This window comes from Streptomyces albiflavescens, assembly GCF_014645835.1.
GTDB classification, from domain to species: domain Bacteria; phylum Actinomycetota; class Actinomycetes; order Streptomycetales; family Streptomycetaceae; genus Streptomyces; species Streptomyces albiflavescens.
The window spans coordinates 659,263-676,296 of sequence record NZ_BMMM01000002.1; the positions used below are offsets into that span (position 1 = coordinate 659,263).

General features: G+C 71.7%; 14 protein-coding genes. 12 read left to right on the forward strand and 2 right to left on the reverse strand.

Annotated elements, in window-relative coordinates; translation table 11 throughout:
• The first annotated feature begins 143 nt into the window (after positions 1-143).
• Complete coding sequence (locus IEY95_RS07820; RefSeq protein ID WP_229702675.1) at positions 144-2,531, forward strand: ATP-binding SpoIIE family protein phosphatase; 2,388 nt, start codon at positions 144-146, stop codon at positions 2,529-2,531.
• A gap of 224 nt (positions 2,532-2,755) precedes the next feature.
• Positions 2,756-4,021 (forward strand): radical SAM family heme chaperone HemW, encoded by a 1,266-nt coding sequence (hemW, locus tag IEY95_RS07825; RefSeq protein WP_189185129.1) that lies wholly within the window; start codon positions 2,756-2,758, stop codon positions 4,019-4,021.
• A gap of 69 nt (positions 4,022-4,090) precedes the next feature.
• Here hemW and IEY95_RS07830 read toward each other — a convergent pair whose 3' ends face one another.
• Both IEY95_RS07830 and IEY95_RS07835 read right to left on the reverse strand, forming a co-directional pair.
• On the reverse strand, positions 4,091-4,894 hold the full coding sequence (locus tag IEY95_RS07830; protein ID WP_189185130.1) for a DUF3097 domain-containing protein: 804 nt from the start codon (positions 4,892-4,894) through the stop codon (positions 4,091-4,093).
• A 31-nt stretch (positions 4,895-4,925) separates the two neighbouring features.
• Complete coding sequence (locus tag IEY95_RS07835; RefSeq protein ID WP_189185131.1) at positions 4,926-5,666, reverse strand: MBL fold metallo-hydrolase; 741 nt, start codon at positions 5,664-5,666, stop codon at positions 4,926-4,928.
• A gap of 169 nt (positions 5,667-5,835) precedes the next feature.
• On the opposite strand from IEY95_RS07835, the gene hrcA reads away from it, so the two are divergent.
• The 10 genes from hrcA to IEY95_RS07885 all read left to right on the forward strand — a co-directional run bounded on the left by hrcA (position 5,836) and on the right by IEY95_RS07885 (position 17,032).
• Positions 5,836-6,852 carry a heat-inducible transcriptional repressor HrcA gene (hrcA, locus tag IEY95_RS07840; protein WP_189185132.1) on the forward strand — a complete coding sequence of 339 codons (1,017 nt, stop codon included), beginning with the start codon at positions 5,836-5,838 and terminating at the stop codon, positions 6,850-6,852.
• Positions 6,853-7,989 carry a molecular chaperone DnaJ gene (gene dnaJ, locus IEY95_RS07845; RefSeq protein ID WP_189185133.1) on the forward strand — a complete coding sequence of 379 codons (1,137 nt, stop codon included), beginning with the start codon at positions 6,853-6,855 and terminating at the stop codon, positions 7,987-7,989.
• A gap of 236 nt (positions 7,990-8,225) precedes the next feature.
• The gene (locus IEY95_RS07850) at positions 8,226-9,317 is read left to right on the forward strand and encodes a nitronate monooxygenase (protein WP_189185134.1); all 1,092 of its coding nucleotides are present in this window, start codon (positions 8,226-8,228) and stop codon (positions 9,315-9,317) included.
• Positions 9,314-10,063 carry a 16S rRNA (uracil(1498)-N(3))-methyltransferase gene (locus IEY95_RS07855; protein WP_189185135.1) on the forward strand — a complete coding sequence of 250 codons (750 nt, stop codon included), beginning with the start codon at positions 9,314-9,316 and terminating at the stop codon, positions 10,061-10,063. Before IEY95_RS07850 ends, IEY95_RS07855 begins: the two co-directional genes overlap by 4 nt.
• Before the next feature lie 18 nt (positions 10,064-10,081).
• Positions 10,082-10,474 (forward strand): VOC family protein, encoded by a 393-nt coding sequence (locus IEY95_RS07860; protein ID WP_189185136.1) that lies wholly within the window; start codon positions 10,082-10,084, stop codon positions 10,472-10,474.
• Positions 10,475-10,591: 117 nt separating this feature from the next.
• Entirely contained in the window at positions 10,592-11,161 is a 570-nt protein-coding gene (locus IEY95_RS07865; RefSeq protein WP_373294443.1) for a hypothetical protein, read from the forward strand.
• A gap of 84 nt (positions 11,162-11,245) precedes the next feature.
• Positions 11,246-14,464, forward strand: coding sequence for a S41 family peptidase (locus tag IEY95_RS07870; RefSeq protein WP_189185138.1), 3,219 nt, complete (start codon positions 11,246-11,248; stop codon positions 14,462-14,464).
• Positions 14,465-14,595: 131 nt separating this feature from the next.
• Complete coding sequence (locus tag IEY95_RS07875) at positions 14,596-14,973, forward strand: histidine triad nucleotide-binding protein (RefSeq protein WP_189185139.1); 378 nt, start codon at positions 14,596-14,598, stop codon at positions 14,971-14,973.
• A 6-nt stretch (positions 14,974-14,979) separates the two neighbouring features.
• Entirely contained in the window at positions 14,980-15,912 is a 933-nt protein-coding gene (locus tag IEY95_RS07880; protein WP_189185140.1) for a ribonuclease Z, read from the forward strand.
• A 127-nt stretch (positions 15,913-16,039) separates the two neighbouring features.
• Positions 16,040-17,032 carry an adenosine deaminase gene (locus IEY95_RS07885; protein WP_189185141.1) on the forward strand — a complete coding sequence of 331 codons (993 nt, stop codon included), beginning with the start codon at positions 16,040-16,042 and terminating at the stop codon, positions 17,030-17,032.
• Positions 17,033-17,034 lie beyond the last annotated feature (2 nt).

Below are 17,034 nucleotides of genomic sequence, written 5' to 3' on the forward strand. Positions count from 1 at the left end.
TCTCACTCATGGCGGCCCACTTCGGTAACTCGGCGCTTATGGGCGCAGCCAGTCTGTCACTCTGTCCGCATCGCCTGAGGCGTATTCGTCCGAACTGCTCAGGGAGCTGCACAGTGGGGGCCATTCCGACGCAACGGGAGTCCATGGCGCGTGCCCCTGATGCGCCTGCGCACAACCGCGCCGGCCAGGAAGTCGTGGCCCGCACCGCGCTGCCGGGCACTCCGCTCGCTCCCGGAGCCGCCCGCCGGTTCGTGCGCGGCGCGCTCGCAGACTGGACCGAACTCGCCCTTCCGGGCGCCGAGATCATCGACGACCGCCTCACCGACGACGCCATCCTGGTGATCAGCGAACTCGTCACCAATGCCGTCGTGCACGCGGGCACCGACGTCGAGCTGCTGTGCCGCCTCGAAACCGCGGGTGACGGGGCGCCCGGCCCGCTGGTCGTCGAGGTCTCCGACCACCACCCCTCGCGCGCGGTACGCGACGACAGCGTGGAACGGCCGTACGTCACACCGGAGTACGGGCGCGGGTTACGGCTCGTGTCCGCGCTCTCCGACGCTTGGGGGATCACCTATCGCACCGGGGTCAAGACCGTGTGGGCGCGGCTGCCCGTCGACGGGAGCGCGGTCATGGAGGCGGGGGGCGTTTCGGGTGGGCAGGGCGTCCCGGCCGTGGAAGGTGTCCGGGGCGCCGAAATGATTTTGGAAGCCGACAGGAATTCCCCATCCGGAAGGAACTCGGGTGCGGGAATGATCTCGGGTGCGGGAAAGATCTCGGATGCGGGAAAGGTCTCGGACGCGGGAGGGGGCTCGGGCGCGGGAGGGGGCTCGGATTTGGGGCGGATCCCGGACGTGGGAAGGGGTTCTGGATCGGGTTCGAGTTCGGGCTCGGGACCGGGTTCGAGTTCGGGAAGGGGCTCGGACTCGAGACGGATCCCGGGTTCGGGGAAGGGCTCGGACGCGGGGCGGATCCCGGGTTCGGGGGACGGTTCGGACGTGGGAAAGGTCCCGGAATCGGAGAGCATCCCCGATGCGGGAAGGATCTCGGCAGTCGGCAGAATTTCAGGAGCCGACAGAACTTCGGGAGCCGACAGGATTTCCGGAGTCGCGGAGAAGATAGCGGCGTACGCCGGTGAGCAGGCGATGGAGAGGGGGATGCGGGTCGGCGAGATACTCGCCCCCGAGGTACTCCCGCCCGAGCTGCGACGGAATGCCCAGCAGGACCAGGACTGGCTCAACCGCGGGGCCCTCTCCTTCCTCGCCGAGGCGTCCGATCTGCTCGCCGGGCAGCTCGACGAGGACCTGGTGGCCGCGCTCGCCGGGCAGCTGCTCGTGCCGCGCCTCGCCGACTGGTGCGCGGTGTGGTTGGAGGACGAGGCCACCGACTGCGCGGGCGGTCTCGGCTTCGCCCTGGGACCCCGGCTGGCCCGGGTCTGGCACGGCAGCGAGAACCGCATCGAGGAACTGCGCCGCGTCCTGGAGAAGGACCCGCCGCTGCTGCCCGACGCGGTGCGTTCCCGGGCCGTCCCCGTTCCCTGGCCCGGCGAGGCGCTGGGCGGGCGAGGGGCGAGCGGGGCGGCGCTCGCGTATCGGCTGATCGCGGGCGGGCGGCCGTTGGGCACGCTCGTCATCGGACGGGCCGGGCTGGTCGACTTCCCCGACGAGATCACCGGGCTCGTCGAGGACCTCAGCCGCCGCATCGCCCTCTCCATCGGCGCGGCCCGCCAGTACGCACGCCAGGCCACCATCAGCCGGGTCCTCCAGCGCGGCCTGCTGCCCGGCGCGGTCGCCGAGATCCCGGGCGTACGCAGCGCCCTCGTGTACGAGCCACTCGACAAAGGCGGACCCAGCGGCGACTTCTACGACCTGTTCCCCGCGGGCGACGGGCGCTGGTGCTTCGCGGTGGGCGACGTCCAGGGCAAGGGCCCCGAGGCCGCCGTCGTGATCGGCCTGGCCCGGCCCTGGCTGCGGCTGCTGGCCCGCGAGGGCTACCAGGTCGCGGACGTCCTCGACCGCCTCAACCAGCTTCTGCTCGACGACGCGACGGAGGCCGCGGACGCGGCGGCGCGTGCGCTCGTGGCGGCGGACGGGCCGGGGCTGGGCGCGGACCTCGGCCCGCAGACGCGGTTCCTTTCCATGCTGTACGGCGAGCTCGTCCCCTTCGACGGTGGGGTGCGCTGCACTCTGGCCTCTGCCGGGCATCCGCTGCCGCTGCTCCTCGGGCCCGACGGTGACGTACGGGAAGTGGCGGGGCCACAGACCCTTCTCGGCGTCTTCGAGGACGCCGGCTACAGCTCCGAGACCTTTGAGCTGCATGCCGGTGACACCTTGCTGTGTGTGACGGACGGTGTGACGGAGCGGCGCAGTGGGTCCCGGCAGTTCGACGACGAGGACGGGCTCGCGAAGGCTCTGGAGGGCTGTGCGGGGCTGAGCGCCGAACTGATCGCGGAACGGATCCGCAGGCTGGTGCACGAGTTCGGGGCGCGGCCGCCGGAGGACGACATGGCGTTGCTGGTGCTGCAGGCCGAGTAGTTGCCGGTGCTGCGGGGCGAGTAGGGGGACAGCGGTTTTTCGCCCCCTCCGCCCCTACCCGTCCCGTACCTGGAGGCTCTGCCCCCAGACCCCCCGGGTTGTTTTTCTGCTGCGGACCGGTGGGGGCTGGTCGCGCAGTTCCCCGCGCCCCTGGCGGGGCGCTCCCTGATCGCGCGGTTCCCTGCGAACGAGGGCATGGCCGGACGTGCTGGACAATGGAAGGCATGCCTTCCGCACTTCCCGACGGTGAGCCCGTCCCCGACGACGGGGCGTTGCCCGCGCACGCCCTGGCCGGTGGGGGTACCTCCCAGGCCCTTAAGGCACTGGGGGAGGCCGAGCGACCCCTCGGGTTCTATCTCCACGTGCCGTACTGCGCGACCCGCTGCGGCTACTGCGACTTCAACACCTACACGGCGACCGAGCTGCGGGGCACCGGAGGCGTGCTCGCCTCCCGCGACAACTACGCGGACACGTTGATCGACGAGGTCCGTCTCGCCCGCAAGGTCCTCGGCGACGACCCGCGCCCCGTCCGCACGGTCTTCGTCGGCGGCGGTACGCCGACCCTGCTGGCCGCCGACGATCTCGTACGGATGCTGGGGGCGATCCGCGACGAGTTCGGGCTCGCGGACGACGCGGAGATCACGACCGAGGCGAACCCGGAGTCGGTGGACCCGGCGTACCTCGCGACCCTGCGCGCCGGGGGCTTCAACCGGATCTCCTTCGGCATGCAGAGCGCCCGGCAGCACGTACTGAAGGTGCTCGACCGCACCCACACCCCCGGCCGCCCCGAGGCCTGCGTCGCCGAGGCACGCGCGGCGGGCTTCGAGCATGTGAACCTCGACCTGATCTACGGCACCCCCGGGGAGTCCGACGACGACTGGCGCGCGTCGCTCGACGCGGCCCTCGGTGCCGGCCCCGACCACATCTCCGCGTACGCCCTGATCGTCGAGGAGGGCACCCAGCTCGCCCGCCGCATCCGCCGTGGCGAGGTCCCGATGACGGACGACGACGTCCACGCGGACCGCTATCTGATCGCCGACGAGGTGATGTCGGCGGCCGGCTTCGACTGGTACGAGGTGTCGAACTGGGCCACCTCCGAGGCCGGTCGCTGCCTGCACAACGAGCTGTACTGGCGCGGCGCCGACTGGTGGGGCGCGGGCCCCGGCGCCCACAGCCATGTCGGCGGTGTGCGCTGGTGGAACGTGAAGCATCCCGGGGCGTACGCCGCCGCCCTGGCCTCCGGCCGCTCCCCGGGCGCGGGCCGCGAACTCCTCTCCGAGGAGGACCGCCGGGTCGAACGCATCCTGCTCGAACTGCGGCTGCGCGAGGGCTGCCCGCTGTCCCTGCTCCGCCCGGACGGTCTCGCGGCCTCCCGCCGCGCCCTGGCCGAAGGGCTCCTCGAAACCGGCCCGTACGAGGACGGCCGCGCCGTGCTCACGCTGCGCGGGCGGCTGCTCGCCGACGCCGTGGTCAGGGACCTGGTGGACTGAACCGCTGTTCACGTACAGTCCACCTGAAGGGGCACCGTCGGCGGACGCGTGAAACCGGCGACCGGCCCCTCACTCCGGCGCGGTGACGAAGTCGATCAACTCCTCGACGCGGCCCAGGAGTTCCGGCTCCAGGTCCTTGTAGGAGCGCACCCGGGACAGGATGTGCTGCCAGGCCGCGCCGGTGTTCTCCGGCCAGCCCAGCGCCCGGCAGACGCCCGTCTTCCAGTCCTGGCCGTGCGGGATCCTGGGCCAGGCCGGGATGCCCACGGCCGACGGCTTCACGGCCTCCCAGATGTCGATGTACGGGTGGCCCAGCACCAGGGCGTGGTCGCTCGTGACCGCGTCCGCGATGCGGGACTCCTTCGTGCCGGGGACCAGGTGGTCGACCAGGACGCCGAGGCGGGCGTCCGGCCCCGGCGCGAAGTCCGCGACGATGGACGGGAGGTCGTCGATGCCCTCCAGGTACTCGACGACGACGCCCTCGATACGGAGGTCGTCGCCCCAGACGCGCTCGACCAGTTCGGCGTCGTGGCGGCCCTCCACATAGATGCGTCCGGCCCGTGCGACCCTGGCCCGCGCCCCGGGTACGGCGACCGAACCGGAGGCGGTGCGGGTGGGACGTACCGGACCGGAGGCGGGGCGGACCAGCGTCACCACCTTGCCCTCCAGAAGGAAGCCGCGCGGCTCCAGCGGGAACACGCGGTGCTTGCCGAAGCGGTCCTCCAGGGTCACCGTGCCCGCCTCGCAGCGGATCACCGCGCCGCAGAAGCCGGTGCCGGGCTCCTCGACCACCAGGCCGGGGTCGGCGGGGACCTCGGGCACGGCTGTGGGCTTCTTCCACGGCGGGGTCAGGTCCGGAGAGTACTGGCGCATTCGGATGACGATAGGAGAAGCTCCCGGCCCGCTACGAAGACACGCCGAAACGTGTGGCCAACGCGTCCCGCTGTGCACGGACAAACGCCGCATTCACCGCCGCGCCGTGGCCCGGCACGTACACCGCGTCCTCCCCGCCCAGGTCGAGCAGCCTGTCCAGCGCCGCCGGCCAGTGGGAGGGGACGGCGTCGGGACCCGCCTGGGGGTCGCCCGACTCCTCCACCAGATCGCCGCAGAAGACGGTCTCCGGTGAGCCGGGTGAGCCGGGGACCAGGACCACCAGGTCGTGGCAGGTGTGGCCGGGGCCCACGTTGGCCAGCAGGACCTGTGTGCCGCTTCCGAGATCGAGGGTCCACTCGCCGTACACCGAGTGGCGGGGGTGGACCAAGAGGTCCGCGGCCTCCGCCGCCTCGCCCGGGTCGAGACCGTTGCGTACGGCGTCCGCGCGCAGTTCCTCGCGGTCGTGCGCGAAGACCGCGTCCAGGCCGACCGCGCCGAACACCTCCACCCCGGCGAACGCGGCCGCCCCGAAGACATGGTCGAAGTGGGGGTGGGTGAGTGCGAGGTGCGTCACGCGGCGGTCCCCGCCGAGGAGCCGTCGCGCCTCGGTCCGCAGCTGCGCGCCCTCCCGCAGGCTCGACCCCGCGTCGATCATCAGCGCCGCGCCCTCGCCCACCACGAGCCCGGCCGTGCAGTCCCAGACCGGAAGCCGCTTCCGCCCGACCCGGGGTGCCACCCTTTCCCACCCGAGCTCTTCCCAAGTCACGCTCATACGGAGACGCTAGCCGTGAGAGCCCGTCAGGCACGACATCGCAGGCCCGCCCTTGCCGGGGCCGTACCTCACCGCCGTACACTGGGCCGGGGGACGCTGGCACTCGCGTGCACTGAGTGCCAGGCCGAAGGTCACGAGGACCGCGAGAAGACTTCTGGAGGTGTGCGCGATGCTCAGCGAACGCAGGCTCGAGGTGCTGCGCGCCATCGTCCAGGACTACGTGGGCACCGAGGAGCCGGTCGGTTCCAAGGCGCTGACCGAGCGGCACCGCCTCGGCGTCTCACCGGCGACCGTGCGCAACGACATGGCCGCGCTGGAGGACGAGGGCTACATCGCCCAGCCGCACACCAGCGCCGGGCGCATCCCCACGGACAAGGGCTATCGCCTCTTCGTCGACAAGCTCGCGGGCGTCAAGCCGATGACCGCGCCCGAGCGGCGCGCCATCCAGAACTTCCTCGACGGCGCCGTCGACCTCGACGACGTCGTGGGCCGGACCGTACGGCTGCTCGCGCAGCTCACACGGCAGGTCGCGGTGGTGCAGTACCCCTCGCTGACGCGCTCGACCGTGCGGCACGTGGAGCTGCTGTCCCTCGCCCCCGCGCGCGTGATGCTCGTGCTGATCACGGACACCGGCCGGGTCGAGCAGCGCATGATCGACTGCCCTGCGCCGTTCGGCGAGACGTCGCTCGCGGATCTGCGGGCCCGGCTCAACAGCCGGGTCGCGGGCCGCCGTTTCGCGGACGTCCCGCAGCTCGTGCAGGACCTGCCGGAGGCCTTCGAGACGGAGGACCGCGGTACGGTCTCGACGGTGCTCTCCACCCTGCTGGAGACGCTTGTCGAGGAGACCGAGGAACGGCTGATGATCGGCGGCACCGCCAATCTCACCCGTTTCGGACATGACTTCCCTCTCACCATCCGGCCGGTGCTCGAAGCGCTGGAGGAGCAGGTCGTGCTCCTCAAGTTGCTTGGTGAGGCCGGGGATTCGAGCATGACCGTACGAATCGGTCACGAGAACGCTTATGAGGGACTCAACTCCACGTCCGTGGTCTCGGTCGGCTACGGTTCGGGCGGCGAGGCAGTAGCCAAACTCGGCGTGGTCGGCCCGACCCGCATGGATTACCCGGGAACGATGGGAGCGGTACGAGCGGTGGCACGGTACGTCGGACAGATCCTGGCGGAGTCGTAAGTGGCCACGGACTACTACGCCGTACTCGGCGTGCGCCGCGACGCGTCCCAGGATGAGATCAAGAAGGCGTTCCGGAGGCTCGCGCGCGAGCTGCACCCGGACGTCAATCCCGATCCGAAGACGCAGGAGCGGTTCAAGGAGATCAACGCCGCGTACGAGGTGTTGTCGGACCCGCAGAAGAAGCAGGTCTACGACCTCGGCGGCGACCCGCTGTCCCAGTCGGGCGGCGCGGGCGCGGGTGGCTTCGGCGCCGGCGGCTTCGGGAACTTCTCGGACATCATGGACGCCTTCTTCGGTACGGCGTCGCAGCGCGGCCCCCGGTCGCGCACGCGCCGTGGCCAGGACGCCATGATCCGGCTCGAGATCGAGCTGGACGAGGCCGCCTTCGGCACGACGAAGGACATCCAGGTCGACACGGCCGTCGTCTGTGCCACCTGTAACGGGGAAGGCGCGGCGCCGGGCACCTCGGCGCAGACGTGTGACATGTGCCGCGGTCGCGGTGAGGTGTCGCAGGTGACGCGGTCCTTCCTGGGCCAGGTCATGACGTCCCGTCCCTGCCCGCAGTGCCAGGGCTTCGGCACCGTGGTCCCGACCCCGTGCCCGGAGTGCGCGGGCGACGGCCGGGTCCGCTCCCGTCGGACGCTGACCGTGAAGATCCCGGCCGGTGTCGACAACGGCACGCGGATCCAGCTCGCGGGCGAGGGCGAGGTCGGTCCCGGTGGCGGGCCCGCCGGTGACCTCTACGTCGAGATCCACGAGCTGCCGCACGCCGTGTTCCAGCGCCGTGGCGACGATCTGCACTGCACGGTCACCATCCCGATGACCGCGGCCACCCTCGGCACCAAGGTGCCGCTGGAGACGCTCGACGGCCTGGAGGAGGTCGACATCCGTCCGGGGACGCAGTCCGGGCAGTCGATTCCGCTGCACGGGCGGGGCGTCACGCACCTGCGCGGTGGCGGGCGCGGCGACCTCATCGTGCACGTCGAGGTCACTACGCCCACCAAGCTCGACCCGGAGCAGGAGCGGCTGCTGCGGGAGCTGGCCAAGCTGCGGGGCGAGGAGCGGCCGACCGGGCAGTTCCAGCCCGGTCAGCAGGGTCTGTTCTCGCGGCTGAAGGACGCGTTCAACGGTCGCTGAGGTGGCTTTTCCCGCCCCCTCGGCCCCGGCCCGTCCCGAGCCCGGGGCTCCGCCCCGGACCACGGTTGCTTCTTCGACCGCGGGTCGGTGGGGGCTGGTCGCGCAGTCCCCCGCGCCCCTTGCGGGGCACGGGTTCGCGGGGTGAAAACCCCGCCTCGCGACCGCCCATCCCGGTGGCCTATGCCAGGCGGAAGGCCGGATTCGGACTTGTACGGAGGACGTGACAACATGCGGTCATGTCCTCTGCACTGACCGATCTCTTCCCCCACCCGATCGTGCAGGCCCCCATGGCGGGCGGCGTCTCCGTCCCGCATCTCGCGGCCGCCGTGTCCGAGGCCGGTGGGCTCGGGTTCCTCGCCGCCGGGTACAAGACCGCCGACGGCATGTACCAGGAGATCAAGCAGCTGCGCGGACTCACGGGCCGCCCCTTCGGCGTGAACCTCTTCATGCCACAGCCCGAGTACGCGGACTCCGCCGCCGTCGAGGTGTACGCCAACCAGCTCGCGGGTGAGGCCGCCTGGTACGAGACCGAACTCGGCGACCCCGACAGCGGCCGTGACGACGGTTATGACGCCAAGCTCGCCGTCCTCCTCGACAACCCGGTGCCGGTGGTCTCCTTCCACTTCGGCGTCCCCACCCGCGACGTCCTGGACTCGCTCGCCCGCGCCGGCACGCTGACGATGGTCACCGCGACCACCGCCGAGGAGGCGCTGGCCGTGCAGCGGGCGGGAGCCGCAGCGGTGATCGTGCAGGGCGTCGAGGCAGGCGGCCACCAGGGCACCCACCGCGACAACCCGGAGACGGACGACACCGGCATCGGGCTGCTCTCGCTGATCGCGCAGGTCCGCGAGACCGTGCAGATCCCGATCGTCGCGGCGGGCGGCATCATGCGCGGCAGCCAGATCGCCGCAGTGCTCGCGGCGGGGGCGAGCGCGGCCCAGCTCGGCACCGCGTTCCTCGCCACCCCCGAGTCCGGGGCGAACGTCGTGCACAAGCAGGCGCTGACCAACCCCCTGTTCGTACGGACGGAGTTGACGCGCGCGTTCTCCGGCCGCCCGGCACGCGGACTGGTCAACCGTTTCCTGCGTGAGCACGGCCCGTACGCGCCTGCCGCGTACCCCGAGGTCCACCACCTCACCTCCCCGCTGCGCAAGGCGGCCGCCGCGGCGGGCGACGCGCAGGGCATGGCGCTGTGGGCGGGACAGGGCCACCGCATGGCCCGCGAACTGCCCGCGGGGCAGCTGGTGGAGGTGCTGAACGCCGAGATCGCCGCCGCGAAGACAGCGTTGTCGGCGCTCCCGGAAGAGGACGGGAGTGCGGGCCGATGACCGCCCCGGTGTTCGTGGTCGAGCACTTCGACGCGCAGGGCGGCGGACGCTACGTCCTCGACGGCCCCGAGGGACGGCACGCCGTCTCCGTGAAGCGGCTGCGGCCCGGTGAGGACGTCGTCCTCACCGACGGGGCCGGGCGCTGGGCGGACTGCGTGGTCCTCGACACCGAGGGCAAGGACCGGCTCATCGTGCGGATGGACTCGGTGACCGAGGAGCCGGTGGAGGAGCCGCGCATCACGGTCGTCCAGGCCCTGCCCAAGGGTGACCGGGGCGAGCTGGCCGTCGAGACCATGACGGAGACCGGCGTGGACGCGATCGTGCCCTGGGCGGCCTCTCGCTGCATCACGCAGTGGAAGGGCGACCGGGGGCTGAAGGCCCTCGCCAAATGGCGGGCCACCGCCCGGGAGGCCGGCAAGCAGTCCCGGCGCGTCCGCTTCCCCGAGGTCGCGGACGCGATGTCGACCAAGCAGGTTGCCGCACTTCTCGCCACAGCGGATCTGGCGGCGGTGCTGCACGAGGACACGGAGCTCGGGACCGAGCCGTTCGCGACGGCCGAACTGCCCAGTTCCGGGGAGATCGTCCTGGTGGTCGGCCCCGAGGGCGGGATCTCGCCCGAGGAGGTCGCGCTGTTCACCGAGGCGGGTGCGCGGACCTTCCACCTGGGGCGTACCGTGCTGCGTACTTCGACCGCCGGGACCGTGGCGGCGGCGCTGCTGCTGGCTCGTACCGGTCGCTGGTCCTGACACTCACAGGGGATCGCCTTGGAACTCGCCCAGGTACGGCTGCTCGTCTCGGACTTCACCGCGTGTTACCGCTTCTACGCCGAAGTGCTGGACCTCAAGCCCCAGTCGGGTGCGACGGAGGGGCCCTACGAGAAGTTCAGCCCCTCCACGGGGTCGGCCGGCATCGCCATACAGGACCGGTCGGTGATGGCCGAAGTCCTTGGTGAGCTGGGTGACTTGGCGACCGGGCATCGTTCGCTGGTGGTGCTGCGGGTGGATGACCTGGACGTGTACTGCGAGCAGATCGCCTCGCGTGGCGCGACGATCCTGCACGGTCCTGTCCCCATGACCGACCGCATGCGCGTCGCCCACCTCAAGGACCCGGAGGGCAATCTGGTGGAACTCCAGGAGTGGCTCCTCCTGCGCACCTGAAATCCAGGCCTTCTTCGCCCGGCCGGCAAGGGCGAAAAACCCTCCTTCGGGTGGTCCTGGGGATCGTGGCCGCATGCGGTCTACCGTCGTTCGCGGGACAGTGGCAGGCTGCCGTCTATGGGGGCTTTGAGGCGGATAGGGCGTCGGACAGGGCGTCGGCAGGTGTGGGTGGCGATGGGGCTCGGAGCGGCCGGAGTGTTCGGGGTGGCCGCGTGCGAGCCGACGGACGGGCTGAGCTCGGCCACGGTGGCCTACACGACCGACCGGACCGCGACCAAGGAACTCGAACGACAGCATGTGAACGTGCGCTGGCTCAGCTGTACGGCGTCGTACGGCGGGGCCAACAAGGCCTACACACCCGGGAAGACGCCCGCGCCGACCGTGAGCACCGTCGCCGACGTCGACTGCCAGGGGCAGACGGACGACGGACGGGAGATCGTCGTCAAGGGCAAGGTCACCCGCGCCGTCGACGGCGCGTGCGTACGCGGGGACCTGCGCGCCACGGTCGGCGGCAAGGAGTGGTTCCACGTGAACGGCCTGGGGAACTGCAACGCCACGAACGCCCCCAACCCGCCCATCTCGTACCACCCCACGAACGGGCAGCCCAACCCCACCGTCACCGTCACCGTGACGAAGACCATGTGGTGCAAGGGCGACCCGACGTGCTGGCCCTCCCAGGGCAAGTGACCAGCCCAGTGACCTGCCCGGCCCACGCGGATCAAGTGATCGGAACCCCTTTCAAGGGGTGCGGTCGCTGCATAGGGTGATCGGGTGACAGAGTCCGCAGCCTCCGCGTATCTCCGGTTTCCGCATCTGCACGGCGAGTTGCTCGTCTTCACGGCCGAGGACGACGTCTGGGCCGCCCCGCTCGACGGCGAAGGCAGGGCCTGGCGGGTCAGCGCCGACAACGTCCCGGTGAACCATCCGCGCATCTCCCCGGACGGCGCCACCGTCGCCTGGACGTCCACGCGTGACGGAGCGCCCGAGGTGCACGCGGCCGCGCTCGAGGGCGGACCGTCCAAGCGGCTGACGTACTGGGGCAGTTCGAAGACCCAGGTGCGCGGCTGGACACCGGACGGTCAGGTGCTCGCGCTGAGCACCCAGGGGCAGGCGAGCCTGCGGCGCAGCTGGGCCAGGGCCGTCCCGCTCGACGGCGGCCCCGCGACGACCCTTCCGTACGGGCCCGTCGGCGACGTCGCCCACGGTGGCCCGGGTGTCGTGCTGCTGTCCGCGCCCATGGGGCGCGAGGCCGCCTGGTGGAAGCGGTATCGCGGAGGTACGGCGGGCAAGCTGTGGATCGACCGGGAGAGCGACGGCGACTCCGCGTTCGTACGGCTGCACGAAGAGCTCGACGGGAACATCGAGTACCCCATGTGGGTGGGGGAGAGGGTCGCCTTTCTGTCCGACCACGAAGGTGTCGGGGCGCTCTACTCCTCCCTCGCCGACGGGTCCGACCTGCGGCGGCACACACCCCTCGACGGCTTCTACGCCCGGCACGCCGCGACCGACGACACGCGCGTCGTGTACGCCTCCGCCGGTGAACTGTGGCTCCTGGACGACCTGGAGGGCACCGAGCCGCGCCGGCTGGACATACGCCTCGGCGGCCAGCGCGTCGACCAGCAGCCGCACCCGGTGAGCGCGTCGCGCTGGTTCTCCGCCGCCGCGCCCGACCACACCGGACGCGGCAGCGCGGTCTCGGTGCGCGGCGCCGTCCACTGGGTCACCCACCGCGCGGGTCCGGCCCGCGCCCTCGCCGCCGAGCAGGGGGTGCGCTCCCGGCTGCCCCGCACCTTCCGGGCGGAGGGCGAGGAGCACGTGGTGTGGGTGACCGACGCTGAGGGCGACGATGCCCTGGAGTTCGCCCCGGCGACGGGAGTCGCGCCGGGGGCCACCCCGCGCCGGCTCGCCGCCGGGCAGCTCGGGCGCGTCCTCGGGCTCGCCATGGCGCCCGACGGGAGCCGCGCCGCCGTCGCCTCGCACGACGGACGCGTGCTGCTCGTCGAGCGGGAGAGCGGCGAGGTACGCGAGGTCGACCGCAGCGAGGACGGCGAGGTCAGCGGCCTTGTCTTCTCGCCCGACTCGGCCTGGCTCGCCTGGTCGCATCCCGGTCCGCGCCCGCTGCGCCAGCTCAAACTGGCCAACACCGCCGACCTGTCGGTGACCGAGGCGACCCCGCTCCGGTTCCGCGACTACGAGCCCGCGTTCACGCTCGACGGCAAGCACCTCGCCTTCCTCTCGGCGCGCGCGTTCGACCCCGTCTACGACGAGCACGTCTTCGACCTGGCGTTCGTGGGCGGCTCACGGCCCTACCTGATCACCCTGGCCGCGACCACGCCGTCCCCCTTCGGGCCGCAGCGCCACGGCCGCCCCTTCGAGGCGCCGGACAAGGACGAGACGCCCGACAGCGAGGGCGCCCCCACGACCCGCATCGACCTCGACGGGCTCGCCGACCGGATCGTGCCGTTCCCCGTCGAGGCCGCCCGCTATTCGACGCTGCGGGCCGCCAAGGACGGGCTGCTGTGGCTGCGGCACCCGGTCCGCGGTGTGCTCGGCGCCTCCCGCGCCACGCCCGACGACCCGGACCCGCAGACCGAGCTGGAGCGGTACGACCTCGCCCAGCAGCGCATCGAGCATCTCGCCGCCGACGCCGACCACTTCGCCGTCACCAGCGACGGCAAGCGGGTCCTGCTGTGGACCGACGGCAAGCTCAAGGTCGTACCCAGCGACCGGCGCGCCTCGAACGACGACGAGAGCGACACGAACATCACCGTCGATCTGTCGCGGGTCCGGCAGACCGTCGACCCGGCCGCCGAGTGGCGGCAGATGTACGACGAGACGGGCCGCCTCATGCGGGACAACTTCTGGCGGCCCGACCTGGGCGGGGTCGACTGGGAGGCCGTACTCGACCGCTATCGGCCGGTTCTGGAACGGGTCGCCACGCACGACGACCTCGTCGACCTGCTGTGGGAGGTGCACGGCGAGCTGGGCACCTCGCACGCGTACGTCATGCCGCGTGGCGGAGGAGGCGGCGGCGATCGGGCGCAGGGGCTGCTCGGCGCGGACATCTCCCGTCATGAGGACGGCAGTTGGCGCATCGACCGGATCCTCCCGTCCGAGACCTCCGACCCGGACGCGCGGGCGCCGCTCGCCGCGCCGGGGGTGGCGGTGCGTGCCGGAGACGCGATCGTCGCGGTCGCCGGGCAGCCGGTGGACCCGGTGGCCGGGCCCGGGCCGCTGCTCGTCGGCACGGCGGGCAAGCCGGTGGAGCTGACCATCTCGCCTTCGGGCGGCGGCGATCCACGTCACGCGGTCGTCGTCCCGCTCGCGGACGAGGAGCCGCTGCGCTACCACGACTGGGTGGCGGACCGGCGGGCATACGTCCACGAGCAGTCCGGGGGCCGCCTCGGCTATCTGCACGTGCCGGACATGGTCGGCTCCGGCTGGGCCCAGCTCCACCGCGATCTGCGCATCGAGGTGGCCCGGGAAGGGCTGGTCGTGGACGTCCGCGAGAACCGCGGCGGCCACACCTCCCAGCTCGTCGTCGAGAAGCTGGCGCGGCGGATCGTCGGCTGGGACCTGCCGCGCGGCCTGCGCCCGTACAGCTACCCGGAGGACGCGCCACGCGGTCCGGTCGTCGCCGTCGCCAACGAGTTCTCCGGTTCGGACGGCGACATCGTCAACGCGGCGATCAAGGCGCTCGGGATCGGGCCCGTGGTCGGCACCCGCACCTGGGGCGGAGTGATCGGCATCGACAGCCGCTACCGGCTCGTCGACGGCACGCTCGTCACCCAGCCCAAGTACGCGTTCTGGCTGGAGGGTCACGAGTGGGGCGTCGAGAACCACGGTGTCGACCCCGACGTCGAGGTCGTCCAGGCTCCACAGGACTACGCCGCCGGACGTGACACCCAACTCGACGAGGCGATCCGGATCGCCCTGGCGGCCCTCGCGGAGAACCCGGCGAAGGCCGCGCCCACTCTGCCGCCGCTGTGACCTCCGGGAGTTCCGGACGACGGCGGTCGGGGGTGACCCGGCCGCGCGGCGGCAGCGCCGTGAAAACGGCCCGCTCCGTCGGGCCGATAGCATGCGGACGTAATGATCGGCTGGCGTGAGGAGGCACACGCATGGCGCAGGAGCCGCAGGGGCGCGCCGATGGCGCGCCGCAGGACGACTGCCTGTTCTGCAAGATCGTCGCCGGGCACATTCCGGCGACCGTGGTCCGGGAGACCGAGACGACCGTCGCCTTCCGCGACATAAACCCTCAGGCGCCCACCCACGTCCTGGTCATCCCCAAGGTGCACTACCCGGACGCGTCCGCGCTGGCTGCCGCCGAGCCCACGGTCGCCGCGGACCTGCTGCGCGAGTCCGCCGAGGTCGCGGCCGAGGACAAGCTGGAGAGCTACCGGGTCGTGTTCAACACCGGCAGCGGTGCGGGCCAGACCGTCTTCCACGCGCACGCCCATGTACTGGGCGGCCGCGGCATGCAGTGGCCCCCGGGGTAACCGGCCTTGTCCGTACGTGAATTGGTGGTCCTCGGCACCGCCAGCCAGGTCCCGACCCGGCATCGCAACCACAACGGCTATCTGCTGCGGTGGGACGGCGAGGGACTGCTCTTCGACCCCGGCGAGGGCACGCAGCGCCAGATGGTGCGTGCCGGGGTCGCCGCGCACGACCTGCACCGGATCTGTGTCACCCATTTCCACGGGGACCATTCGCTCGGGCTCGCCGGCGTGATCCAGCGCATCAACCTCGACCGTGTACCGCACGAGGTGACCGCCCACTATCCGCGCTCCGGGCAGCGGTTCTTCGACCGGCTGCGGTACGCGACCGCCTACCGCGAGACCGTCGCGCTGACAGAGGCGCCGGTCGAGGTCGACGGCGTGCTCGCGACCACACCCTCGTACACCCTTCAGGCCCGCAGGCTCGACCACCCCGTGGAGTCGTTCGGGTACCGGCTGGTCGAGCCGGACGGGCGGCGGATACTGCCGGAGCGGCTCGCCGAGCGCGGCATCAGGGGTCCCGACGTCGGGCGCCTGCAGCGGGAGGGCTCGCTCGACGGGGTGTCCCTCGACGACGTCAGCGAGGTGCGGCGCGGGCAGCGGTTCGCGTTCGTCATGGACACCCGGCTGTGCGAGGGGGTCCACGCGCTCGCCGACGGGTGCGACCTGCTCGTCATCGAGTCGACGTTCCTCGACGAGGACGAGCAACTCGCCCTCGATCACGGCCACTTGACGGCGGGTCAGGCGGGGCGTGCGGCCATGGAGGCCGGCGTGCGGCATCTGGTGCTCACCCACTTCAGCCAGCGGTACTCCGAGCCTGGGGGCACCTCCCGGACGGAGTCTGGGGGAGAGTTCGAGCGGCAGGCTCGGGCCGCGGGGTTCGACGGAGAGCTGACCGTGGCGCACGATCTGGTGCGGGTGCCGGTTCCGAAGCGCCGGTGAGCGGGTCGGCTCCGGGGTGTCCTCGGGCGCGGCCCGGACGCCCTCCCCGGGCGCTCGCGACCGGCGTCCTCGGACACGGCCCGGACGTCGATTCCGAGTGCTGGGGAAACGACCGTACGATGCTTTGATGTCCCTCCCCAAAGCAGAACTGCACCTCCATATCGAAGGCACCCTCGAACCCGAACTCGCCTTCGCGCTCGCCGCGCGCAACGGCGTCACGCTGCCGTACGCGGACACCGAGGAGCTGCGCAAGGCGTATCTCTTCGACGATCTCCAGTCGTTCCTGAACCTGTACTACGAGCTCATGGCCGTACTGCGGACGGAACAGGACTTCGCCGACCTGGCCGACGCCTACCTGGCGCGGGCCGCCGCGCAGGGCGTCCGGCACGCGGAGATCTTCTTCGATCCGCAGGCCCACATCGCCCGTGGGGTGGGGATGGGGACGGTTGTCGAGGGCCTGCACCAAGCGCTCGCCCGCTCCGAGGAGACGCACGGCATCTCCACGCAGCTGATCATGTGCTTCCTGCGGGACGAGTCCGCCGAGTCGGCCATGGAGACGCTGGAGGCCGCGAAGTCCTACCTCGACCGGATCGTCGGCATCGGACTCGACTCCGCGGAGGTCGGACATCCGCCGGTCAAGTTCCGCGAGGTGTACGAGGCCGCCGCCAGGCTCGGTCTGCGGCGCGTCGCGCACGCGGGCGAGGAGGGCCCGGCCGCGTACATCACCGAGGCGCTGGACGTGCTCGGCGTCGAGCGCATCGACCACGGGCTGCGCTGTATGGAGGACCCCGAGCTGGTCGAGCGGCTGGTGCGTGAGCGGATCCCGCTCACGCTCTGCCCGCTGTCGAACGTACGGCTGCGCGCCGTGGGCACCCTGGAGGAGCACCCACTGCCCGCCATGATGGACGCCGGGCTGCTGTGCACCGTCAACTCCGACGACCCCGCCTACTTCGGGGGCTATGTCGGCGACACCTTCCACGCGGTGCACGAGACGCTGGGGCTGGACCAGGAGCGACTGCGGGAGCTGGCGCGCAACTCGTTCGAGGCGTCCTTCCTGGAGCACGACGAGGAGCGGCGGGCCCGGTACATCGCCGAGGTCGACGCGTACGAGTTCGAGTAGCC

Bases quoted from the DNA above. Each gene is read 5' to 3' on its own strand.
- IEY95_RS07820 (WP_229702675.1), top strand. From the start codon at position 144: ATGGCGCGTGCCCCTGATGCGCCTGCGCACAACCGCGCCGGCCAGGAA.
- hemW (WP_189185129.1), top strand. From the start codon at position 2,756: ATGCCTTCCGCACTTCCCGACGGTGAGCCCGTCCCCGACGACGGGGCG.
- IEY95_RS07830 (WP_189185130.1), bottom strand. From the start codon at position 4,894: ATGCGCCAGTACTCTCCGGACCTGACCCCGCCGTGGAAGAAGCCCACA.
- IEY95_RS07835 (WP_189185131.1), bottom strand. From the start codon at position 5,666: ATGAGCGTGACTTGGGAAGAGCTCGGGTGGGAAAGGGTGGCACCCCGG.
- hrcA (WP_189185132.1), top strand. From the start codon at position 5,836: ATGCTCAGCGAACGCAGGCTCGAGGTGCTGCGCGCCATCGTCCAGGAC.
- IEY95_RS07850 (WP_189185134.1), top strand. From the start codon at position 8,226: ATGTCCTCTGCACTGACCGATCTCTTCCCCCACCCGATCGTGCAGGCC.
- IEY95_RS07855 (WP_189185135.1), top strand. From the start codon at position 9,314: ATGACCGCCCCGGTGTTCGTGGTCGAGCACTTCGACGCGCAGGGCGGC.
- IEY95_RS07865 (WP_373294443.1), top strand. From the start codon at position 10,592: ATGGGGGCTTTGAGGCGGATAGGGCGTCGGACAGGGCGTCGGCAGGTG.
- IEY95_RS07875 (WP_189185139.1), top strand. From the start codon at position 14,596: ATGGCGCAGGAGCCGCAGGGGCGCGCCGATGGCGCGCCGCAGGACGAC.
- IEY95_RS07885 (WP_189185141.1), top strand. From the start codon at position 16,040: ATGTCCCTCCCCAAAGCAGAACTGCACCTCCATATCGAAGGCACCCTC.